Origin of the sequence: Gluconobacter thailandicus F149-1 = NBRC 100600, from assembly GCF_000964465.1 — a bacterium.
Taxonomy (GTDB): domain Bacteria; phylum Pseudomonadota; class Alphaproteobacteria; order Acetobacterales; family Acetobacteraceae; genus Gluconobacter; species Gluconobacter thailandicus.
This window is the reverse complement of record NZ_BANH01000013.1, coordinates 23,109-40,046: the sequence shown is the minus strand read 5'-3', so window position 1 is coordinate 40,046 and position 16,938 is coordinate 23,109. Positions and strand designations below refer to the sequence as shown.

The 16,938-nt window shown below is 56.4% G+C and carries 16 protein-coding genes; 10 read left to right on the top strand and 6 right to left on the bottom strand.

The annotated features are described in order from the left end of the window. Window positions 1-134: 134 nt before the first annotated feature. From B7444_RS04295 to cyoD, 5 genes are all read left to right on the top strand, one after another. A complete protein-coding gene (locus B7444_RS04295; RefSeq protein ID WP_007282354.1) occupies window positions 135-905 on the top strand; it encodes a Bax inhibitor-1/YccA family protein in 771 nt (256 codons plus the stop codon). 448 nt (window positions 906-1,353) lie between these two features. Beyond that, the gene (gene cyoA, locus B7444_RS04290; protein WP_035730060.1) at window positions 1,354-2,292 is read left to right on the top strand and encodes a ubiquinol oxidase subunit II; all 939 of its coding nucleotides are present in this window, start codon (window positions 1,354-1,356) and stop codon (window positions 2,290-2,292) included. A gap of 7 nt (window positions 2,293-2,299) precedes the next feature. Next, window positions 2,300-4,288 (top strand): cytochrome o ubiquinol oxidase subunit I, encoded by a 1,989-nt coding sequence (gene cyoB / locus B7444_RS04285; protein WP_007282351.1) that lies wholly within the window; start codon window positions 2,300-2,302, stop codon window positions 4,286-4,288. A gap of 14 nt (window positions 4,289-4,302) precedes the next feature. Further along, window positions 4,303-4,923 (top strand): cytochrome o ubiquinol oxidase subunit III, encoded by a 621-nt coding sequence (cyoC, locus tag B7444_RS04280; RefSeq protein WP_007282350.1) that lies wholly within the window; start codon window positions 4,303-4,305, stop codon window positions 4,921-4,923. Beyond that, window positions 4,923-5,252 carry a cytochrome o ubiquinol oxidase subunit IV gene (cyoD, locus tag B7444_RS04275; RefSeq protein ID WP_007282349.1) on the top strand — a complete coding sequence of 110 codons (330 nt, stop codon included), beginning with the start codon at window positions 4,923-4,925 and terminating at the stop codon, window positions 5,250-5,252. The genes cyoC and cyoD overlap by 1 nt, the downstream gene beginning before the upstream one ends. Window positions 5,253-5,508: 256 nt before the next feature. Here cyoD and B7444_RS16725 read toward each other — a convergent pair whose 3' ends face one another. From B7444_RS16725 to B7444_RS04260, 4 genes are all read right to left on the bottom strand, one after another. Next, on the bottom strand, window positions 5,509-5,748 hold the full coding sequence (locus B7444_RS16725) for a hypothetical protein (RefSeq protein WP_035730062.1): 240 nt from the start codon (window positions 5,746-5,748) through the stop codon (window positions 5,509-5,511). Window positions 5,749-6,143: 395 nt separating this feature from the next. Further along, window positions 6,144-6,476, bottom strand: a complete 333-nt coding sequence (fdxA, locus tag B7444_RS04270) for a ferredoxin FdxA (protein ID WP_007282347.1) — start codon at window positions 6,474-6,476, stop codon at window positions 6,144-6,146. Window positions 6,477-6,554: 78 nt separating this feature from the next. Further along, window positions 6,555-6,851: an RNA-binding S4 domain-containing protein gene (locus B7444_RS04265; RefSeq protein ID WP_007282346.1), complete on the bottom strand. Its 297-nt coding sequence runs from the start codon at window positions 6,849-6,851 to the stop codon at window positions 6,555-6,557. Then, the gene (locus B7444_RS04260) at window positions 6,848-9,463 is read right to left on the bottom strand and encodes a helicase-related protein (RefSeq protein WP_007282345.1); all 2,616 of its coding nucleotides are present in this window, start codon (window positions 9,461-9,463) and stop codon (window positions 6,848-6,850) included. The genes B7444_RS04265 and B7444_RS04260 overlap by 4 nt, the downstream gene beginning before the upstream one ends. Before the next feature lie 18 nt (window positions 9,464-9,481). Between B7444_RS04260 and B7444_RS04255 the strand changes: the two genes are divergently transcribed. Together B7444_RS04255 and B7444_RS04250 are read left to right on the top strand one after the other, a co-directional pair. Next, the gene (locus tag B7444_RS04255) at window positions 9,482-10,873 is read left to right on the top strand and encodes a M17 family metallopeptidase (protein ID WP_007282344.1); all 1,392 of its coding nucleotides are present in this window, start codon (window positions 9,482-9,484) and stop codon (window positions 10,871-10,873) included. A 309-nt stretch (window positions 10,874-11,182) separates the two neighbouring features. Further along, window positions 11,183-11,584: a MarR family transcriptional regulator gene (locus B7444_RS04250; protein WP_007282343.1), complete on the top strand. Its 402-nt coding sequence runs from the start codon at window positions 11,183-11,185 to the stop codon at window positions 11,582-11,584. Here the strand turns inward: B7444_RS04250 and B7444_RS04245 are convergent, their stop codons facing one another. Then, on the bottom strand, window positions 11,585-12,550 hold the full coding sequence (locus B7444_RS04245; RefSeq protein ID WP_007282342.1) for a glycosyltransferase family 4 protein: 966 nt from the start codon (window positions 12,548-12,550) through the stop codon (window positions 11,585-11,587). It lies immediately after the preceding gene. Window positions 12,551-12,595: 45 nt separating this feature from the next. Here B7444_RS04245 and B7444_RS04240 point away from each other — a divergent pair, with 45 nt between their 5' ends. From B7444_RS04240 to B7444_RS04230, 3 genes are read left to right on the top strand one after another with little or no spacing between them, the layout of a single operon-like run. Beyond that, a complete protein-coding gene (locus B7444_RS04240; protein ID WP_007282341.1) occupies window positions 12,596-14,599 on the top strand; it encodes a polysaccharide biosynthesis protein in 2,004 nt (667 codons plus the stop codon). Beyond that, window positions 14,596-15,738 carry a DegT/DnrJ/EryC1/StrS family aminotransferase gene (locus B7444_RS04235; RefSeq protein WP_007282340.1) on the top strand — a complete coding sequence of 381 codons (1,143 nt, stop codon included), beginning with the start codon at window positions 14,596-14,598 and terminating at the stop codon, window positions 15,736-15,738. The genes B7444_RS04240 and B7444_RS04235 overlap by 4 nt, the downstream gene beginning before the upstream one ends. Further along, window positions 15,735-16,160 (top strand): hypothetical protein, encoded by a 426-nt coding sequence (locus B7444_RS04230; protein WP_007282339.1) that lies wholly within the window; start codon window positions 15,735-15,737, stop codon window positions 16,158-16,160. The genes B7444_RS04235 and B7444_RS04230 overlap by 4 nt, the downstream gene beginning before the upstream one ends. Here B7444_RS04230 and B7444_RS04225 read toward each other — a convergent pair. Beyond that, a complete protein-coding gene (locus tag B7444_RS04225; protein ID WP_007282338.1) occupies window positions 16,120-16,911 on the bottom strand; it encodes a MerR family transcriptional regulator in 792 nt (263 codons plus the stop codon). The two genes, B7444_RS04230 and B7444_RS04225, sit on opposite strands and share 41 nt — an antisense overlap. Window positions 16,912-16,938 lie beyond the last annotated feature (27 nt).

Genomic DNA, 16,938 nt, shown 5'->3' with positions numbered 1-16,938 from the left:
GGTAAATGGAACACAGATATGAAGGGTCTTCTTGACCGTGCAGTGAAAAGCCCCACATTCAGGGAAAGTACGGGCGAGCTTGCAAGGTTCGTCAAGCGCCCTTTTTGAAAGGGCCTTTTACTGGAAAAGGTATCATGGCTTTCAATTCCAATTTCGGCAGGGCCGGTACACAGGCAGGGGTCGGCAGTCTTGACGCTGGTCTTCGCTCCTATATGTGCCGTGTCTTCAACTGGATGGCGATCGGCCTCGTCGTGACGGGGCTTGTTGCGTATGGCGTGGCAGAGACCTCTCTGCGCGCGCTCTTCTTTCATCTGGCAGAAACGCCGAACGGCGCGTTTGTTCTGCGCCCCACCTTTCTGGGTGGGGTAGCGATTTTTGCCCCGCTGGCTTTCGTGATGGTACTGTCCTTCGGGATCAATCGTCTTTCACGTTCTGCAGTTCAGGCGATTTTTCTGCTGTTCAGCGCAGCAATGGGCGCAAGCATGTCCAGTCTGCTGCTAAGCTACACTGGCGTTTCTGTCGCCAGAACGTTCTTCATCAGTGCTGTGATGTTCGGTGGAATGGCTCTGTGGGGATACACCACGGGAGCGAACCTCCTTCGACTCGGTTCCTTCCTGTTCATGGGGCTGATCGGCATCATGATTGCGATGGTTGTGAACATTTTTCTCCACAGCGCACCATTGGCAATGCTTGTTTCTCTAATCGGTGTCGCTCTTTTCACAGGTCTTGCAGCCTATGACACGCAGCGCATCAAGATTAACTACCAGCAATATATGTCTTTTGCTTCACAGGACGATATTGGGAAGCTCAGCATCTACGATGCGCTGACCATGTATCTCAATTTCGTGAACCTGTTTCAGTTTCTTATTCAGTTCACTGGTGTTCGCTCCAGTAATAGCGACTGATATTACCTATCAAGTATTGTTGATGTTTCTGAGGGAGCGACAGTTAATGTCGCTCCCTTTCTTGTTTTTGGACTAAAAAGGTCTGGAATTATTTTCCGCTTATTCGAATTGGTTTACATTAAAAAAATGTAATTTTCGTACTTAATGAAAGCCGTAATTAAATCAAATATGGCGAAAAACAGCCATTTATGGGGGTGTGGGGGATATGCCCTGTTCCTCACGAAATCCGTGATAAGCCTTGTCTTCCGGGCGATTCAGGCAGAAAAAACCTGAGGAACCGGGACAGTCGTGTCCCATGCTGAATGAATTTCAGGGTCGGATCTTTGATCCGGTTCCTGACGTCAGGATACGAACGAGAAAGGCAGCAGACTATGGCAGCGTTCGGCAGCTCTGATGCGACCCTTATCGTGTCAAACCGTTTCCCGGCGAATACTCCATGCCGGAACGGATGATGAAAGCAGGACCGATGAAAAAACTCTGGCGATATCTCCCAGCGTTGCCGGCGCTGATGCTATCGGGTTGCACGGTTGATCTGCTTCAGCCGCGCGGTCCGATCGCAGAAATGAACCGCGACGTTATGGTGGCAGAATTTGCCATCATGATGGCGATTGTGGTTCCGACCTGTATCGCAACGCTTTATTTTGCTTGGAAGTATCGCGCTTCCAATACCCAGGCCGAATATCTGCCGACCTGGGATCACTCAACGAAGATCGAATATGTCATCTGGGGCATTCCTTCCCTGATCATCGTCGCTCTCGGCGCGATCAGCTGGTACAGCACCCATGCTTATGACCCGTACCGCCCGATCCAGACGGCTGACAACGTCAAGCCGCTGAACGTTCAGGTGGTCTCTCTCGACTGGAAATGGCTGTTCATCTATCCGGATCTGGGGATCGCCACGATCAACCAGCTGGATGTGCCCACGAACACGCCGCTGAACTTCCAGATCACCTCTGACACTGTCATGACGTCGTTCTTCATCCCGCGTCTGGGATCAATGATCTACTCCATGCCGGGTCAGCAGACACAGCTGCATCTTCTTGCAACTGAGTCGGGTGACTATCTGGGTGAAGCTTCCCAGTTCAGTGGTCGCGGTTTCTCTGACATGAAGTTCCGCACCCTCGCCATGGCACCTGAAGAATTCAGCGCCTGGGTCGAGAAGGTGAAGAACGGCAGCGAAAACCTCGATGACACGACTTATCCGAAGTACGCCGCCCCGCAGGAAGCTGCGCCGGTTCAGTATTTCGCGCATGTCCAGCCGGATCTCTTCGACGGCATCGTCGCCAAGTACAACAATGGCATGATGGTTGAGAAGACGACGGGCAAGGTCATGCATATGCAGTCCGCTTCCAGCGCTGCACCGTCCGACACTGGCATGAAGGAATAACCGACAGATGCTCGGAAAACTCTCCCTTTCAGCCATACCCTTTGATGTGCCGATCCTTGTCGGCACATTCCTGGGTGTGGTTGTTATCGGCCTTGCCGTGCTGGGTGCCGTTACTTACTTCGGTAAGTGGGGTTACCTGTGGCGTGAATGGCTGACGACAGTCGACCATAAACGCCTTGCCGTGATGTACATCATCCTGGCAATTGTCATGCTGTTCCGTGGTTTCGCGGATGCCATCATGATGCGTACCCAGCTTGCGCTGGCCTATGCCGGTAATCCCGGTTACCTTCCGCCGCACCATTACGACCAGGTCTTCTCCGCTCACGGCACGATCATGATTTTCTTCATGGCCATGGCGTTCATGACGGGTCTGCTCAACCTGGTGGTGCCTCTTCAGATCGGTGCGCGCGACGTTGCGTTCCCGTTCCTGAACTCGCTCAGCTTCTACATGACGCTGGTCGGTGCCCTTCTGATCAACATCTCGCTGTTCATCGGTGAGTTTGCTCAGTGCGGCTGGCTGGTTTACCCGCCTCTGTCCGAGATGCAGTTCAGCCCGGGCGTTGGCGTTGACTACTACATCTGGGCCGTTCAGATCTCCGGTGTCGGTACGCTTCTGACGGGTGTGAACTTCTTCACCACCATCGTGAAGATGCGCGCTCCTGGCATGGGCTGGATGCAGATGCCGGTCTTCACCTGGACTGCTTTCTGCACGACCGTTCTGATCATGGCTTCGTTCCCGGTTCTGACCGTGACGCTGGCTCTGCTCAGCCTCGACCGTTACCTCGGCATGCACTTCTTTACGAATGATGCCGGCGGCAACGTCATGCTGTATCTGAGCATGATCTGGACCTGGGGCCATCCGGAAGTTTACATTCTGGTTATCCCGGCTTTCGGCGTGTTCTCTGAAGTCACTTCAACATTTTCCCGCAAGCCGCTCTTCGGCTACAACACGATGGTTTACGCTACGTGCTCCATCATGGTGCTGTCGTTCGTCGTGTGGGTGCATCACTTCTTCACCATGGGCGCAGGCGCCAACGTCAATACCTTCTTCGGTATCATGACGATGGTCATTGCAGTTCCGACTGGCGTGAAGATCTTCAACTGGCTGTTCACCATGTATAAGGGACGTGTTGAATTCACGGCTCCGATGTACTGGACGATCGGCTTCATGATTACCTTCTCCATCGGTGGCATGACGGGCGTCATGATGGCCATGCCGGCTGCTGACTGGATCCTTCACAACTCCCTGTTCCTCATTGCCCACTTCCACAACGTCATCATTGGTGGTGTGTACTTCGGTTACATTGCAGGTATGGGTTTCTGGTTCCCGAAGGCTTTCGGCTTCAAGTTGAACGAAGCCTGGGGCAAGCGCGCGTTCTGGTGCTGGTTCGTTGGCTTCTATCTTGCCTTCGTTCCGCTCTATGTCCTCGGTCTCGAAGGCATGACGCGTCGTATGAACCACTACGACAATCCGGACTGGCGTCCGTGGCTGCTGATTGCAGAAGCTGGTGCGATTGTTATCGCTCTGGGTATCGTCTGCCAGCTCACGCAGCTTTACGTCTCCATCCGTGACCGTAACCTGCCGGAAAACCTGGACCTGACGGGCGATCCGTGGGGTGGCCGTACGCTGGAGTGGTCCATTTCCTCTCCGCCGCCGGCTTATAACTTCGCAGTTATCCCGGACATCCACGGTCTGGACACGTTCCACACCGAGAAGCAGCTTGGCCGTCGTGCACACAACAAGCCGCTGGCTCCGATCCACATGCCGAAGAACACGGCTGCGGGTGCCATCATCGGTGCGTTCTCGTTCATCCTCGGCTTTGGTGCCGTCTGGTATATCTGGTGGATGGCAGGTCTTGGCCTGATCGGTATCGCCGTTACGATGATCATGCGCAGTGCAAACCGTGACGTCGACTACTACGTCCCTGTCAGCGAAATCGAGCACAACGAGGAAGTCTATTCCCGTCGTATCGCCGCTGCGCAGGCAGCAGAGTAAGGGGGGCATAGTCAATGGCTCACGAAGCAACCATGTCGCCTCTGGCACACGCTGACGACCACGGTCACGATCATCATCACGAGACGCCGAATGTTTTCGGTTTCTGGCTCTACCTGATGACGGACTGCATTCTGTTCGGTTCGATCTTTGCTGCGTTCGCAGTCCTCCGGAACCAGTTTGCCGGGGGCCCTTCGGGCAAGGAACTGTTCGACCTGACGAATGTAGGGATCGAAACGGCAATCCTGCTGTTCTCGTCCATTACCTATGGCTTTGCCTCGCTTAGCGCGCTGGCAAAGAACAAGACCATGGTGCTGGTCTGGCTGGCCATCACCTTCGTGCTGGGTCTGTCCTTCGTTGGTCTTGAAGTGAGCGAGTTCTCACACATGATCGCCGAAGGTAACGGTCCTGACCGCTCTGCATTCCTTTCCGCGTTCTTCACGCTGGTTGGAACGCACGGTCTGCACGTGACCTGTGGTCTGATCTGGATGGCGGTTCTGATGGTCCAGATGATGGGCCCGCAGGATCTGTCCCAGCGGATGATGGACAAGCTGACCTGCCTCAGCCTGTTCTGGCACTTTCTGGACATCGTCTGGATCTGTGTTTTCTCCTTCGTCTATCTCGCAGGTGTGATGTAATGGCCCAGGCACATACAACCCACGATGGTAGCCACGGCTCCTATCAGTCCTACATCATCGGGTTCGTTCTTGCGGTCGTCCTGACTGTTGCGTCTTTCGCAGCAGTCATGACCCACGCACTGGCTCCCGGGATGGCACTTGCAGCTCTTGGTGTTCTGGCGGTCGTTCAGATCGTCGTGCATCTGGTGTTCTTCCTTCATCTGAACACCAGCAACGAGCAGAGCTGGAACCTGATGTGCTTCATCTTCGCAGCAGCATCAGTGATCATTATTGTCGGCGGCACGCTGTTCATCATGCATGACACGGCCATCAACATGATGTCCCGCTAAGATCCTTTCCGGATCAAGGTTGAAGAAACCGGCAGGAGAAATCCTGCCGGTTTTTTTGTGTCCGGTTGTCTTCTGGTAGGTTTGAAGATACGGCGACTTCCGGCGTCCTTTCGGATGCCTGAAGCGCAGAGCGAAGGATGTTTTATGATCCAGTCGTGTAATAACGAGGACACTTAGGCCCTGTGCATATTAACCGTTTGCCGCTTCGAAATTTCACATCCAGAGAATGCTTCCATGAACAGCCAGACCGAGTTCCTCATCTGAGATTGATAACGGCACGTTCATGATTTCTTCTTCGTTCTGCTTGGTATTCGCCAGCCAGGCAAAGTGGTGCTGCGCTGGCTGGGTTCAAGAATGACAAAATCATCGACAAGATAGTGCCAGCCGACAAAAACCATGTTGCAGCATGATCCACCTGTTCACGGTTTTTGTAGCCGTAGGTGGCGGCAACCTCGTTCCAGAACGCTATTCGAAGTTTGTTGGATGCTTCTTCCATTTCCCTGCGAATTTATAGGGTCTGCAGGAGGGTCTTCTGTAAGCTTGGTAAAATACTCGCTGGACTGAATGGCTTTCCGAAAATTCTCTCCAATCCAGAGAGAGAGGGGAAGCATCTTGGGGAGTGTGCGTAACTCCAGTCCGTTCGGGAGAAATAATCTCCTCCCCAGACTTCCTGACATTCAATCGCCAAAAATTTTGGAGAGCAGTGATGCAGCCAGCGAATGCGTTCGGGTGTGAAGTAGGTAGGGTATCACTTTTGAAGGTGATCGGCTTTGAGCCACCACACTATGAAAGATAGACAGTCCTCGTCTCGATCCACCAATCCAGCCGCAACGGCATAAAAAAAGCCCGACACAGTGTGCCGGGCTTCGAGCCTTCAAATGAGGAGAAGGTTCAGTCCTTGTGAGGAGCTTCGGAGAGCATGGCAGCCTTGCCTGGCTTATCTTTCCATTCTTCCGCATCAGCTGGCTGCTCGCCCTTGCGGGTGATGTTCGGCCACTGGGCAGAAAACTTGGAGTTGATCTCGATCCACGGAGTTGCACGGTTGTCGCTATCCGGGAAGATGGCTTCAGCCGGGCATTCAGGTTCGCACACGCCGCAGTCAATGCATTCGTCCGGATTGATGACGAGGAAATTTTCCCCGGCATAGAAGCAGTCTACGGGGCAAACTTCCACGCAGTCCATGAACTTGCACTTGATGCAGTTTTCCGTGACCACATAGCTCATTGGTGTCTCCGATCCTCATTCGGGCCCGGCTGTGCGGCCCATTTTTCAATTGTGCGGGATGATATGCGAAGGATTGGCCTAGGAAGCAAGCTTCTTAGGCTCTTCTTTAACGATCTCGTATAGCAGGGATGCTTCTTTCGCGGGACCGCGACGCTCCCCGAGGTCCAGAATACGCCAGACACGCACGTCTTCAGTGGGGTTCGCAGGCGGAAGAGTCAGCACATCTCCCACACGAAGTTTGGCATGAGGCTTGCTGGTCGGCTGCCGGTTCACGCGAATACGCCCCTTACTGACGATCGTTGCACAGAGAGGGCGTGTTTTAGCGACCCGTGCGTAATACAGCCATTGATCCAGGCGTTGGTAGTCATCACTCATGGGGTAGACCGTTCTCTTAAAATAGCAAGCGCTGCAAAAGGGCTATCCTGCCGTACAGCCGTAGGTCGGCTGGTGCGCTGACCAGAAGCCTTGGGCCTCCTGCGGCCCGCACGGGTACGCCGATCCGAGAGGATCATGAGTGGGGCAGGCGGCCCTGCATGAGATGGGCTGACAGCGGAGGGCGGCCGATGAGCAATCCCGAGAGCGGTGAGAATTTCCGAGAGCATGTCTGTCTTCACACCAAACCGGGAGGCGAGACTCAACGGCGCAGGATGATCCTGTTTGCGGGTCAGATGCGCCAGTTCAGCGACACAGCGTTCCGCAATATCAAGTCTGATCCCGGTCTGCCCAGCCTGCAGCCAGCCTGGCACACCTGCCACAAGATCCCAGGGAAGCGAGACCCGGCCGGGAGCAGGTATGGTGAGGGACTCGCCCAGGCGAAGCTGCGTCAGGAGTGTCATCAGTCCAAGAGGGCGAGGACGCAGAAGCGCAGGGAAGAAAATGGCAAAGCGCCCGACTTCCACGCCAACCTTGCGCAGAGATCGTCTGACTTGCTGTGGCAGCGTCCTGTCAGTGGGGAGAAGGCTTGTGATCCCGCCATCTTCATGGAGACGATGAACGATACCTCTGAGTTCAGGCTGGTTCGTAACAGTCTGTTCTGCCTTGAAGAGAACGGCCATGTCCCGTTCGATCATCGTTCGGATATAACGCAGCAGCCTGTTTTCAACCTGAGTGCGCTGATTGATATCCGCGAATTCCCCGGAAAACAGACGGACGGCAGGTTGAAGGAATGTCTTCCCTGCAATCAGCTTTCCAAGCGCAACTCCCTCCCAGAAGAGGGTGCCTGTGTCACTATCCAGAGATAGTGCACTGTCGGGAGCATCCTGAAACAGGCGAACGCGGCGGGGGATTTCCTGAAGGAGGGCCTTCCGCCCCGCGCGCATGATAATCTGGTGATCGGGGCCGCTTGTCGTATCGGTCTGTAACGCAAAGCCCCGGATTTTTCCGATGCTGTGGCCTTCAACGATCACATCTCCATCCGCTGTGACGGCAGAAAGAATGTTCCGATCTGTCTCTGCATCAAGGCGGCGAAGCAGGGAGGTCGCCCGCCTGTCCACGAATCGTGCTGTCAGACGCTCGTGAAGGGCGTCCGAAAGAAGGTCTTCCACTTCGCGGGCCCGTTGTTGCCAGGTGGCGGAATGACGGCTCCATTCCGTTCTGGCGGCGACGTAGGAGCACACGCGCACACCGGTCAGGCGGTGCATCAGGGTGTCGATGTCCCCGTCAACGCGTGCAAAGCCCTTGATGTGACCTTCCATCCAGTTGGCCGGGACAGCGCCTTCCTTGAGAATATGAAGGAAAAGGCGCGCGCAGAGTCTGGTGTGGCTGTCGTCCCCGAGTTTCCGGAAATCCGGGATCTGGCACACTTCCCAGAGCAGGGATGTGGCGCGACGTCCTTTTGCGACCTCCCGGATCTCCGGATCGAGGACGAGGGATTCGAGGGTTGTAACGTCTGATGCCATCCGGCCTGCGGTCAGGCCACGGAAGGGGGGCGCGACTGTCAGGCTGGCAAGGAGGGCGCGCGGGTTGGTGAAATCCAGCTCGTGGTTTCGCCAGTAGAGTCTTTGGATCGGATCGAAGCGATGCTGCTCTACGGCTTCTATGGTGGAAGCAGACATGGGCGGGCAGTCCGCCGTGGTGCCGAAGGTTCCATCCTTCATGCCACGGCCAGCACGTCCGGCGATCTGCGCAATCTCCTGCGGAAACAGCGGACGCGGAGAGGTGCCGTCAAACTTCGAGAGCTGGGCAAGGGCAACATGGTCCACATCCATGTTCAGACCCATGCCGATCGCATCCGTGGCGACGAGATAATCGACTTCCCGGTTTTGGTAGAGTTCAACCTGTGCGTTTCGGGTGCGGGGGCTTAACTGCCCCATGATGACGGCACAGCCGCCCCTGCGGCGGCGGATGACCTCAGCTAGCGCGTAAACCTCAGCCATGGAGAACGCGACGATCGCGGAGCGGGGTGGCAGGCGTGACAGTTTGGTTGGGCCGGTGCTGACCAGGCTGGACAGGCGCGTCCGGGTGTCGATTTCGATGCCGGGAACCAGCTTCTGAAGAAGCGGTCGGATGGTTTCAGCGCCAAGAAAGAGCGTTTCCACCGTGCCGCGGGCATGCAGGAGTCGGTCCGTGAAGATATGTCCACGGTCCGGGTCGGATGCGAGCTGGATTTCATCGACGGCGACGAACTCGGCTTTCCGGTCCAGCGGCATGGCTTCCACCGTGCAGGCAAACCAGCGGGCACCGGGAGGAACGATTTTTTCCTCACCGGTGATGAGCGCGACGGACCGCTCTCCCTTGGCTTTCACCAGCCGCTCATAGTTCTCCCGCGCCAGCAGCCGCAGCGGAAAGCCGATGATGCCGGAGGAATGAGCCATCATGCGCGTGAGGGCATAATGCGTCTTGCCGGTATTGGTTGGACCCAGCGCCGCACGGACGCTTGCCGGCATGATATGATGAGCGGAATGGTTACCGCGGTGTGCACCCTTCATGCCTGAATGGTCGGGTGCCTGCGGAACAAAAGCAAGCGTTCGGGCCTCTAGGTTCGACACTTTTCAGGAAAGAGGTTCATGAGTTTTCATATTCAACTCCCTTTTGTGTCTGTTTCTGATGCGCCTGCACCCCGGACTGTCCATCTGGTGCGCTCTCAGGACACGGAGACGATTGATCGTCTGCTGGGGGAACATGGTGCTTTTCTGAAGACGCAGGGCTTTTCGTCCCGAAACGGCGCTTTCACGCTGCTTCCGGGTGAAAACGGAGCTGGTGCGGCGTTGCTGTGTGTCGATGCGGCGCGACTGAATGATCCGACGGCCTTCGGTCTGTTGGGAACCGCTCTTCCCGCCGGTGACTGGCTGGCTGTCCTGCACGGGGTTGAAGATGGCGTTCAGGAGACCGCGCTCCTTGGGTTCGCGATGGGAGCCTATTGCTATCGTGTGGGTCAGGATCAGGACGCTGCGACCCGCATGGTGGTTCCTGATACCGTTGAAGCGGCAAGTGCCATTGCAAAGGCGAACTGGTTCGGTCGTGACCTCATCAATACGCCAGCCAATCTTCTTGGCCCACAGGATCTCGCGCAGTCTGCTTACCGGGCTCTGGATGGGCGAGGCGCTGAAGTTCGGATTGTTGAAGGAGATGATCTGAAAGCAGCTTACCCCTGTCTGGCTGAAGTCGGCGAGGGATCTGAGCGCAAACCGGCTGTTGTCGTTGCTCGTTGGACGGCGCGGGAGGGTGCGCCGCGCCTGTCACTGGTCGGGAAAGGGGTCTGCTTTGATACGGGCGGGTATGACCTGAAGCCTGCGGCCGGAATGCTGCGCATGAAAAAGGACATGGGCGGGGCGGCCCTGATGCTTGCTGTCATGTGCGCGGCGATTGATCTGAAGCTCGATATTGATCTGGAGCTTCGACTGGGTTGTGTCGAGAACAGTGTGTCGGGTCACGCCATGCGCCCGGGAGATGTTCTGAAGACGCGCAGTGGCAAGTTCGTGGAGATCGGGAATACGGATGCGGAAGGGCGTCTGGTGTTGTGTGATCTGATAACGGAAGCTGCTGAAAGTGTTCCAGATTACATTGTGGATGCCGCAACCCTGACCGGCGCTGCGCGCGTAGCTCTTGGTCCCGACCTTCCAGCCGTGTTCAGCAACAGTGATGAATTTGCTCAATTACTGCTCGAATCGGGTCTGGATACTGCGGATGCTTTGTGGAGATTGCCGCTCTGGCATGGCTATGACGCATGGCTTGATAGTAAAATAGCGGATCTCGGAAATATAACGTCAAAACCGATGGCAGGGGCGATTACGGCTGCTCTCTACCTTCAGCGGTTCGTTCCGGACGGACAAAAATGGCTCCATATAGACACTTACGCCTGGAATGACGCGAATTCACCAGGTCGTCCGGAAGGGGGAGAGACCCTCGCGCTTCGTGCGCTTCTTAAAATGATTGCAAGACTGGGCAGGTCTTCGTGAAGTGAACAACCAGACTGCGGGACGATCCTTAACGAACCGTAATATGATTGTCTTAAAACTATGGGGTGTAAATCTGCGTCTGATAGGGCATACGGCCTTCCATGTTCGAAAGCTGCCACCCGCAGCATAAATCGTTTTGAAACCCGCATACTTGCGGATGCGTTTCAAAACACCAGATGTAGAAGACCAAGGTTCAGACCCATGCCGGGCTGAGCGACATACATAACCCCGTCGGGTCTGAATGGCTCGATTGTTCTTTTCCCTGTTACCTGATCAGGTAACAGGGGGGCAGACCGTAAGGAGAGAGAAATGCCTCAGGCTAACAACGACCAGATGCTTCACCTTCTGTGCGACACCGTCGTTTCCATGGTGCGCCGTGACGGTCCGGATCTGTCTGCCCGCCAGCTTGCCGTGTTCCTGACCTGCTACCTGCGGGACGGTGCGCACACCGTTCGTGGTCTGGCATCGGAACTGAAGGTTTCCAAGCCTGCCATCACGCGCGCTCTGGACCGTCTCGGCGAACTCGATCTGGCCCGCCGCAAGGTCGATCCGCTGGATCGTCGTTCCGTGCTGGTTCAGCGCACGCTGAAGGGGTCTTCCTTCCTTCGTGAAATGCGCGCTGTCATGGCTGAAGCTTCCGGCACGCGTCCTGCACGTGCTGAGCGCGCTTCCGCTTCTGTCGAGCGTATCACTACACGTCGTGCTGGCTAATCACCAGTGATCCTGCACGCGGGCTTTGGCTCGCGTGCAGACATATCCTGTCCAGCAGAGCTGAGGCAGAAGAACAAGCAGCCCTGTTTCCCATGGCTGTCCTGCGATGCAGGCTATGGCTCCCCAGAGCACAAATCCCCAATAAATGACTGTGACCAGCGGCATTGGCATCCCGGAGCGGACGGCCAGTTGATAGAGATGCCCGCGATGCGCCTGCGCCAGATGGTCTCCCGCCCGTGCACGGCGCGCCAGAGTAAACAGCACGTCCCACAAAACGCCTGACAGAAGTGCCAGCGTCAGCGTTCCTGCGAGAGGATGAGGCTGCATGGCACCCCAGGCTATGATCAGGGCACCCGACTGGCTGCCGACGTCTCCCATGAAAATGCGTGCTTTCGGGAAGTTCCATGGAAGGAACACTAACAGGCAGATCGCGAATAAAACGAAGACGACAGGCTGAATTCCAGATGCGGCCAGAAACAGCGCTGACAGGGCCATGACGCCAGACGCCAGGCCGTTGATTCCATCAATGAAGTTCAGTGCATTTGTAATGAAAACGGCACCCAGGACGAACAGGACGGTCAGGGGAAGCGATGCTCCACTCCCGAACGCTGCCAATGCTGCTGCTACAAACTGTGCTGCCAGCTTGTAGCGCGCAGGGAAGGAATAGAGATCATCCAGCCATGAAACCGTTGCCAGAAGGACGACGCCACCTATCAATCCAAGAATAGGCCCCGTGAAAAACGACTGATGCGTCAGGTAAAGAGCAGGGGGAAGGCAGAGCAGGAAAGCCCCGATAATGCCGATGCCGCCTCCTTTTGGAATCGGTCGTGTATGGGAGCTTCGATGAACCGGATGATCCATGACGCCTGCACGGATCATGAGTGCAACAAGCACCATGCACAGAAGTGCAGCGGGAAGGTCAGGCAGCGTGAAGCCCGAGAGAAGAGATTGTAAAGAAAAGGGCATGGATCGACTTTATGGGAACAGGTGTTTTGGCGCTATAAGGGAGGCGTGACAGTCACACCACCTTCCGGCCCTCATTTTCCGGCCCAGTCTTCTTCCGTCAGCCGCACTGGTCGTACCACCGTGCAGGCAAGGCGTATTGCTCTCAATGTTGTGCTGGACGGAGTCGTTTCAGCTCTGGCCGCACCTGTGGCCCGCTGGCTGGCAGACCCGCATGGTGGATGGCTTCATCCGCTGTGGTTTCTCGCAGGTGGCGGCATTACGCTGCTGGTCAGCGGGTTGCCGTTTCGGATGGCCCAGCAGTACTGGCGGTTTTCCGGGCTCTCGGACCTTTTCAATATCGCCTGTGCCTCTGCGCTGAGTGCCGTCCTGTTTTCAACATTGCTGCATCTGGCGGGTTATCCGCTCCCTAGTCCGACGTTTCCCTTTATCCATGCGCTGGTTCTGCTGACATTCCTCGGCTCCATCCGCATGGTCTGGCGGCTGAGCGCACGTCGTCGCCTGATGGTGGCTGGGCGGGAACGCGTTCTTCTGCTCGGGGCGGACCATGAGGCAGATCTCTTCATTCGTGCGATGGAGCGCGATCAGGAGGCAGGACGTCGGGTTGTCGGGTTGCTGACAGGCGGCACCCAGCAGGCGGGACGGCGTATTCACAGCTGCCCCATTCTGGGAACCATTGACGAGACACCGGAAATCCTGAACCAGATGGCCGCAGCCGGTCGTCTGCCCGATACGCTGGTGATCACCACGTCAGAATTGCGCGGTGCTCCGCTCTCCCGTGTGCTTGAAGTCGCGCGTCTGCATCATCTCGACGTACAGAGAACACCTTCCCTGACAGACCTGAAGCCCGCGGAAAGCGTTGAACTTCGTCCTGTTGCGATCGAAGATCTGCTGAACCGTCCTCAGGTTGCTTTGAATTCCCAAGGCATGAGTCGCCTGATTGCCGGGCAGGTGGTTGCGGTGACGGGGGCCGGGGGCAGTATTGGTTCGGAACTCGCCCGTCAGATCGCCTCGTTTTCGCCTCAGGCCATTTTGCTGATCGAAAACAGCGAATATGCCCTCTGGCAGATCAATCTCGATTTGTCAGACCGGTATCCCGATGTGCCCCGCTATCAGATCGTCGCTGATGTGCGTGATCGACGCCGGATTGCGGAAGTCTTCAATCAGTATCGACCAGCGCTGGTCTTCCATGCCGCGGCGCTGAAGCATGTCCCTATCGTTGAGTCCAATCCGATTGAAGGGGTTCTGACCAACGTGATCGGGACGCGTATCGTATTGGATGAAGCAGAGCGCTCCGGTGCTCAGGCCATGGTCATGATTTCAACAGACAAGGCCGTCAATCCGTCCAGCCTGATGGGCGCGAGCAAGCGGTGTGCCGAGGTCTACGGTCAGGCCCTGGATATGCGTGCCCGAGCGGGAAACGGCGGTTTGCGTTGCGTGACCGTGCGGTTTGGTAACGTGCTGGGTTCTACCGGATCTGTTGTGCCACTGTTCCGCAGGCAGCTGGAGCAGGGTGGCCCTCTTACGGTCACTCATCCGGACATGACCCGGTATTTCATGACCATTCCTGAAGCCGTTGGTCTTGTTCTTCAGGCGGCAGTCCGTGGAACACAGGAAGCGTCAGGCGAAGACACCACGGACCAGAAGCTGCGTCAGGGTGGTATCTTTGTACTCGATATGGGGGACCCCGTTCGTATCATGGATCTGGCCTGTCAGATGATTCGTCTGGCGGGGCTGAAACCAGAGACGGATGTGGAGATCCAGATTACGGGTCTCAGGCCAGGTGAAAAGCTGTTTGAAGAGCTGTTCCACGGTCGTGAAGCGCCTGTTCCTACGGATGCGCCAGGCTTGCGCATGGCCTCTCCTCGCACGGTCGATTTCGATGTGGCAGCAGAAGCCATGGATGCGCTTGAAGCAGCCTGCCTGCGCGAAGACCTTCCTGCCATCATGGCGATTTTTCAACGGCTTGTGCCGGAATTCAATCATAACCGGGATGGAAAGACACCGTCCCGGACAGACCATTCCCAGCCCGATGTGGAGACGATTGCATGACTGATCCGATTGCCTTTCTGGATCTTCCGAAACAGCAGGCCCGTCTCAAGGATGCAATCGACCGTCGGGTAAAGACGGTTTTCGAGCATTGCCGCTTTGTCATGGGGCCGGAAGTCGAGGAACTGGAGCAGCGCCTCGCGGAGTTCGGGGGCGCAAAGTATGCGATTGGCGTCTCTTCCGGGACGGACGCGCTTCTGATGGTGTTGATGGGTGAGGAAATCGGGCCAGGAGATGCCGTCTTCCTCCCGGCCTTCACCTATACGGCGACGGCGGAAGTTGTTCTTCTTCTCGGCGCGACCCCCGTCTTTGTGGACGTGGAGCCGGATACGTTCCAGATCAGCATGGCGTCTCTGGCGGAGCGTCTGGCAGCTGTCCGAGCAGCCGGTGAACTGGAGCCACGAGCCGTTATCGGTGTTGATCTGTTTGGTCAGCCTGCGCCTTGGGATGAGCTGAAAACTTTAGCAGCCCAGGAAGATCTGACGTTGATTGCAGATTGCGCCCAGTCTTTTGGCGCCTCGTATCATGGGCGTCGCCTCGGTCATGAAGCCAGAGCCACGACGCTTTCGTTCTTTCCATCCAAGCCGCTGGGTGGCTACGGGGACGGCGGCGCGATCCTGACGGATGATGCAGATCTGGCGGCTCTCTACCGCTCACTTCGCACCCATGGAGAGGGCAAGACCCGTTATGAAGTCGAGCGGATTGGGATCAATGGTCGTCTCGACACCATTCAGGCGGCCGTTCTGATTGCAAAGCTGGATGCCTTTGAAGATGAGCTGAAGCGCCGGGATGCCATTGCCGATGCGTATGATGCTGCCATGCCAGAGGGTATTCAGGCCCCAGCTCGTGTTGCGGATAGTGAGAGTGCCTGGGCCATTTACACAGTTCTGCTGCCGAACGTTGCTGCGCGGGATTCGCTTCAGATGCATCTGAAGGTCGCCGGCATCCCAACGGCGATCTATTACCCCAAGCCACTGCATCATCAGCCTGCCTATAGCGAGCATCATGATGGTGCTTTACTGCCCGTGTCCGAAGGGCTTGGCGCACGGGTGCTAGCACTCCCCATTCATCCAGAGCTGACTGATGATGAAGTCACCCGCATTACTGATGCCCTGAAAAGCTGGGCAGGAGAGAACGCATGAGGCGCGAACAAAAGCTGCTTCTGGCCTTTTGTGCACTGGTTTTCATTCCCGTGGGCATCGTCTGGTTTGTCGCATGGCCGTTGATCCATGCCTGGAAATTCCCTCCCGTCACAGAGGGAAAGATTGTGGCGCCCGTCAGCCGGGATCTGACATCTGCGGAAGTCAATGACGTCAATCTCTGGCTTCAGTCCCATACGACGGGATGGGGACCGAGTGGCGAAAAGCCGCCGACGAAAGGGCAGGTCATTCTTCGTCTGAGCAACGCCGCAAATCACCCGGTTATCGTCTCCATCTGGAAGCACAAGCACGAAGCCGACATCGTTGGCATTCAGCTCGAGGATGATGGTCCTTACCGCATGAACGCCTTTGAAGATGCGTCACTCAAGGCGCTACAGCCCGCTGAGCTGCAGCCTCACGGATGAAGTTAAAAACTTCAGGGCTGAAGGGCGCCTGCCGTTCGGGTGTCTGCCAGTCCTGAAGATGTTCGTACATGGTTGCAGCCTTGCGCCACAGGTCTGGCCCTACGGCGTCCTGTAAGGGTTTTTGCAACTCCAGCCACTCATTGACGAGTTGTTGCGCCTCCTGGCTTGAAGGTGCGACGTTGCGGCCGATGGCTTCTTCGCAAGTGGCAATCAGTTTTACCCATCGGATCTGATAGAACGTTTTTTCGTCTTCACAGCCGAAATGAGTGTCCATCTGCTTCTGCCATGTGTGTTGCTCGGACGGTGTGAAATATTGCTCAAAAACCGGCTGGGTGTTTTCCCATTGAAGAGCAGCTTCTCCCTCACGGAGCAGTAGGCAGAACGCAGCAAGATCCACGGCACCATTACAGACCTCGCTCCCTTTCAGCAGTAGGCGTGTTGCGCTGAGCTGATTGATCGTTCGTTCCAGCGCGGTCTTGCGGACAGAGAGAAGTGCCAACTGGGCATCTATGATGGCGTCTGGAGCCGTTGGCCTGCGCTCCATGTTTCTGATTTCTGAAAGACTGAATCCCATGCGTTTCAGAAGCAGGACATGGGCGAGCGCACTGATGGCAGACAGATCGTAAACTCTTCTGCCGTTTTCTGCGCGGATGGGTTTGATAAGCCCCATGGCTTCGAAATGTCGAAGCGTCCGGGGTGTGGTTGCGCTGGCCTTGGCCAGTTCCCCAATGGTCAGGGTTTGCGGTTTCATGGGTCTTCCTCCTGACGCCCTATCTGT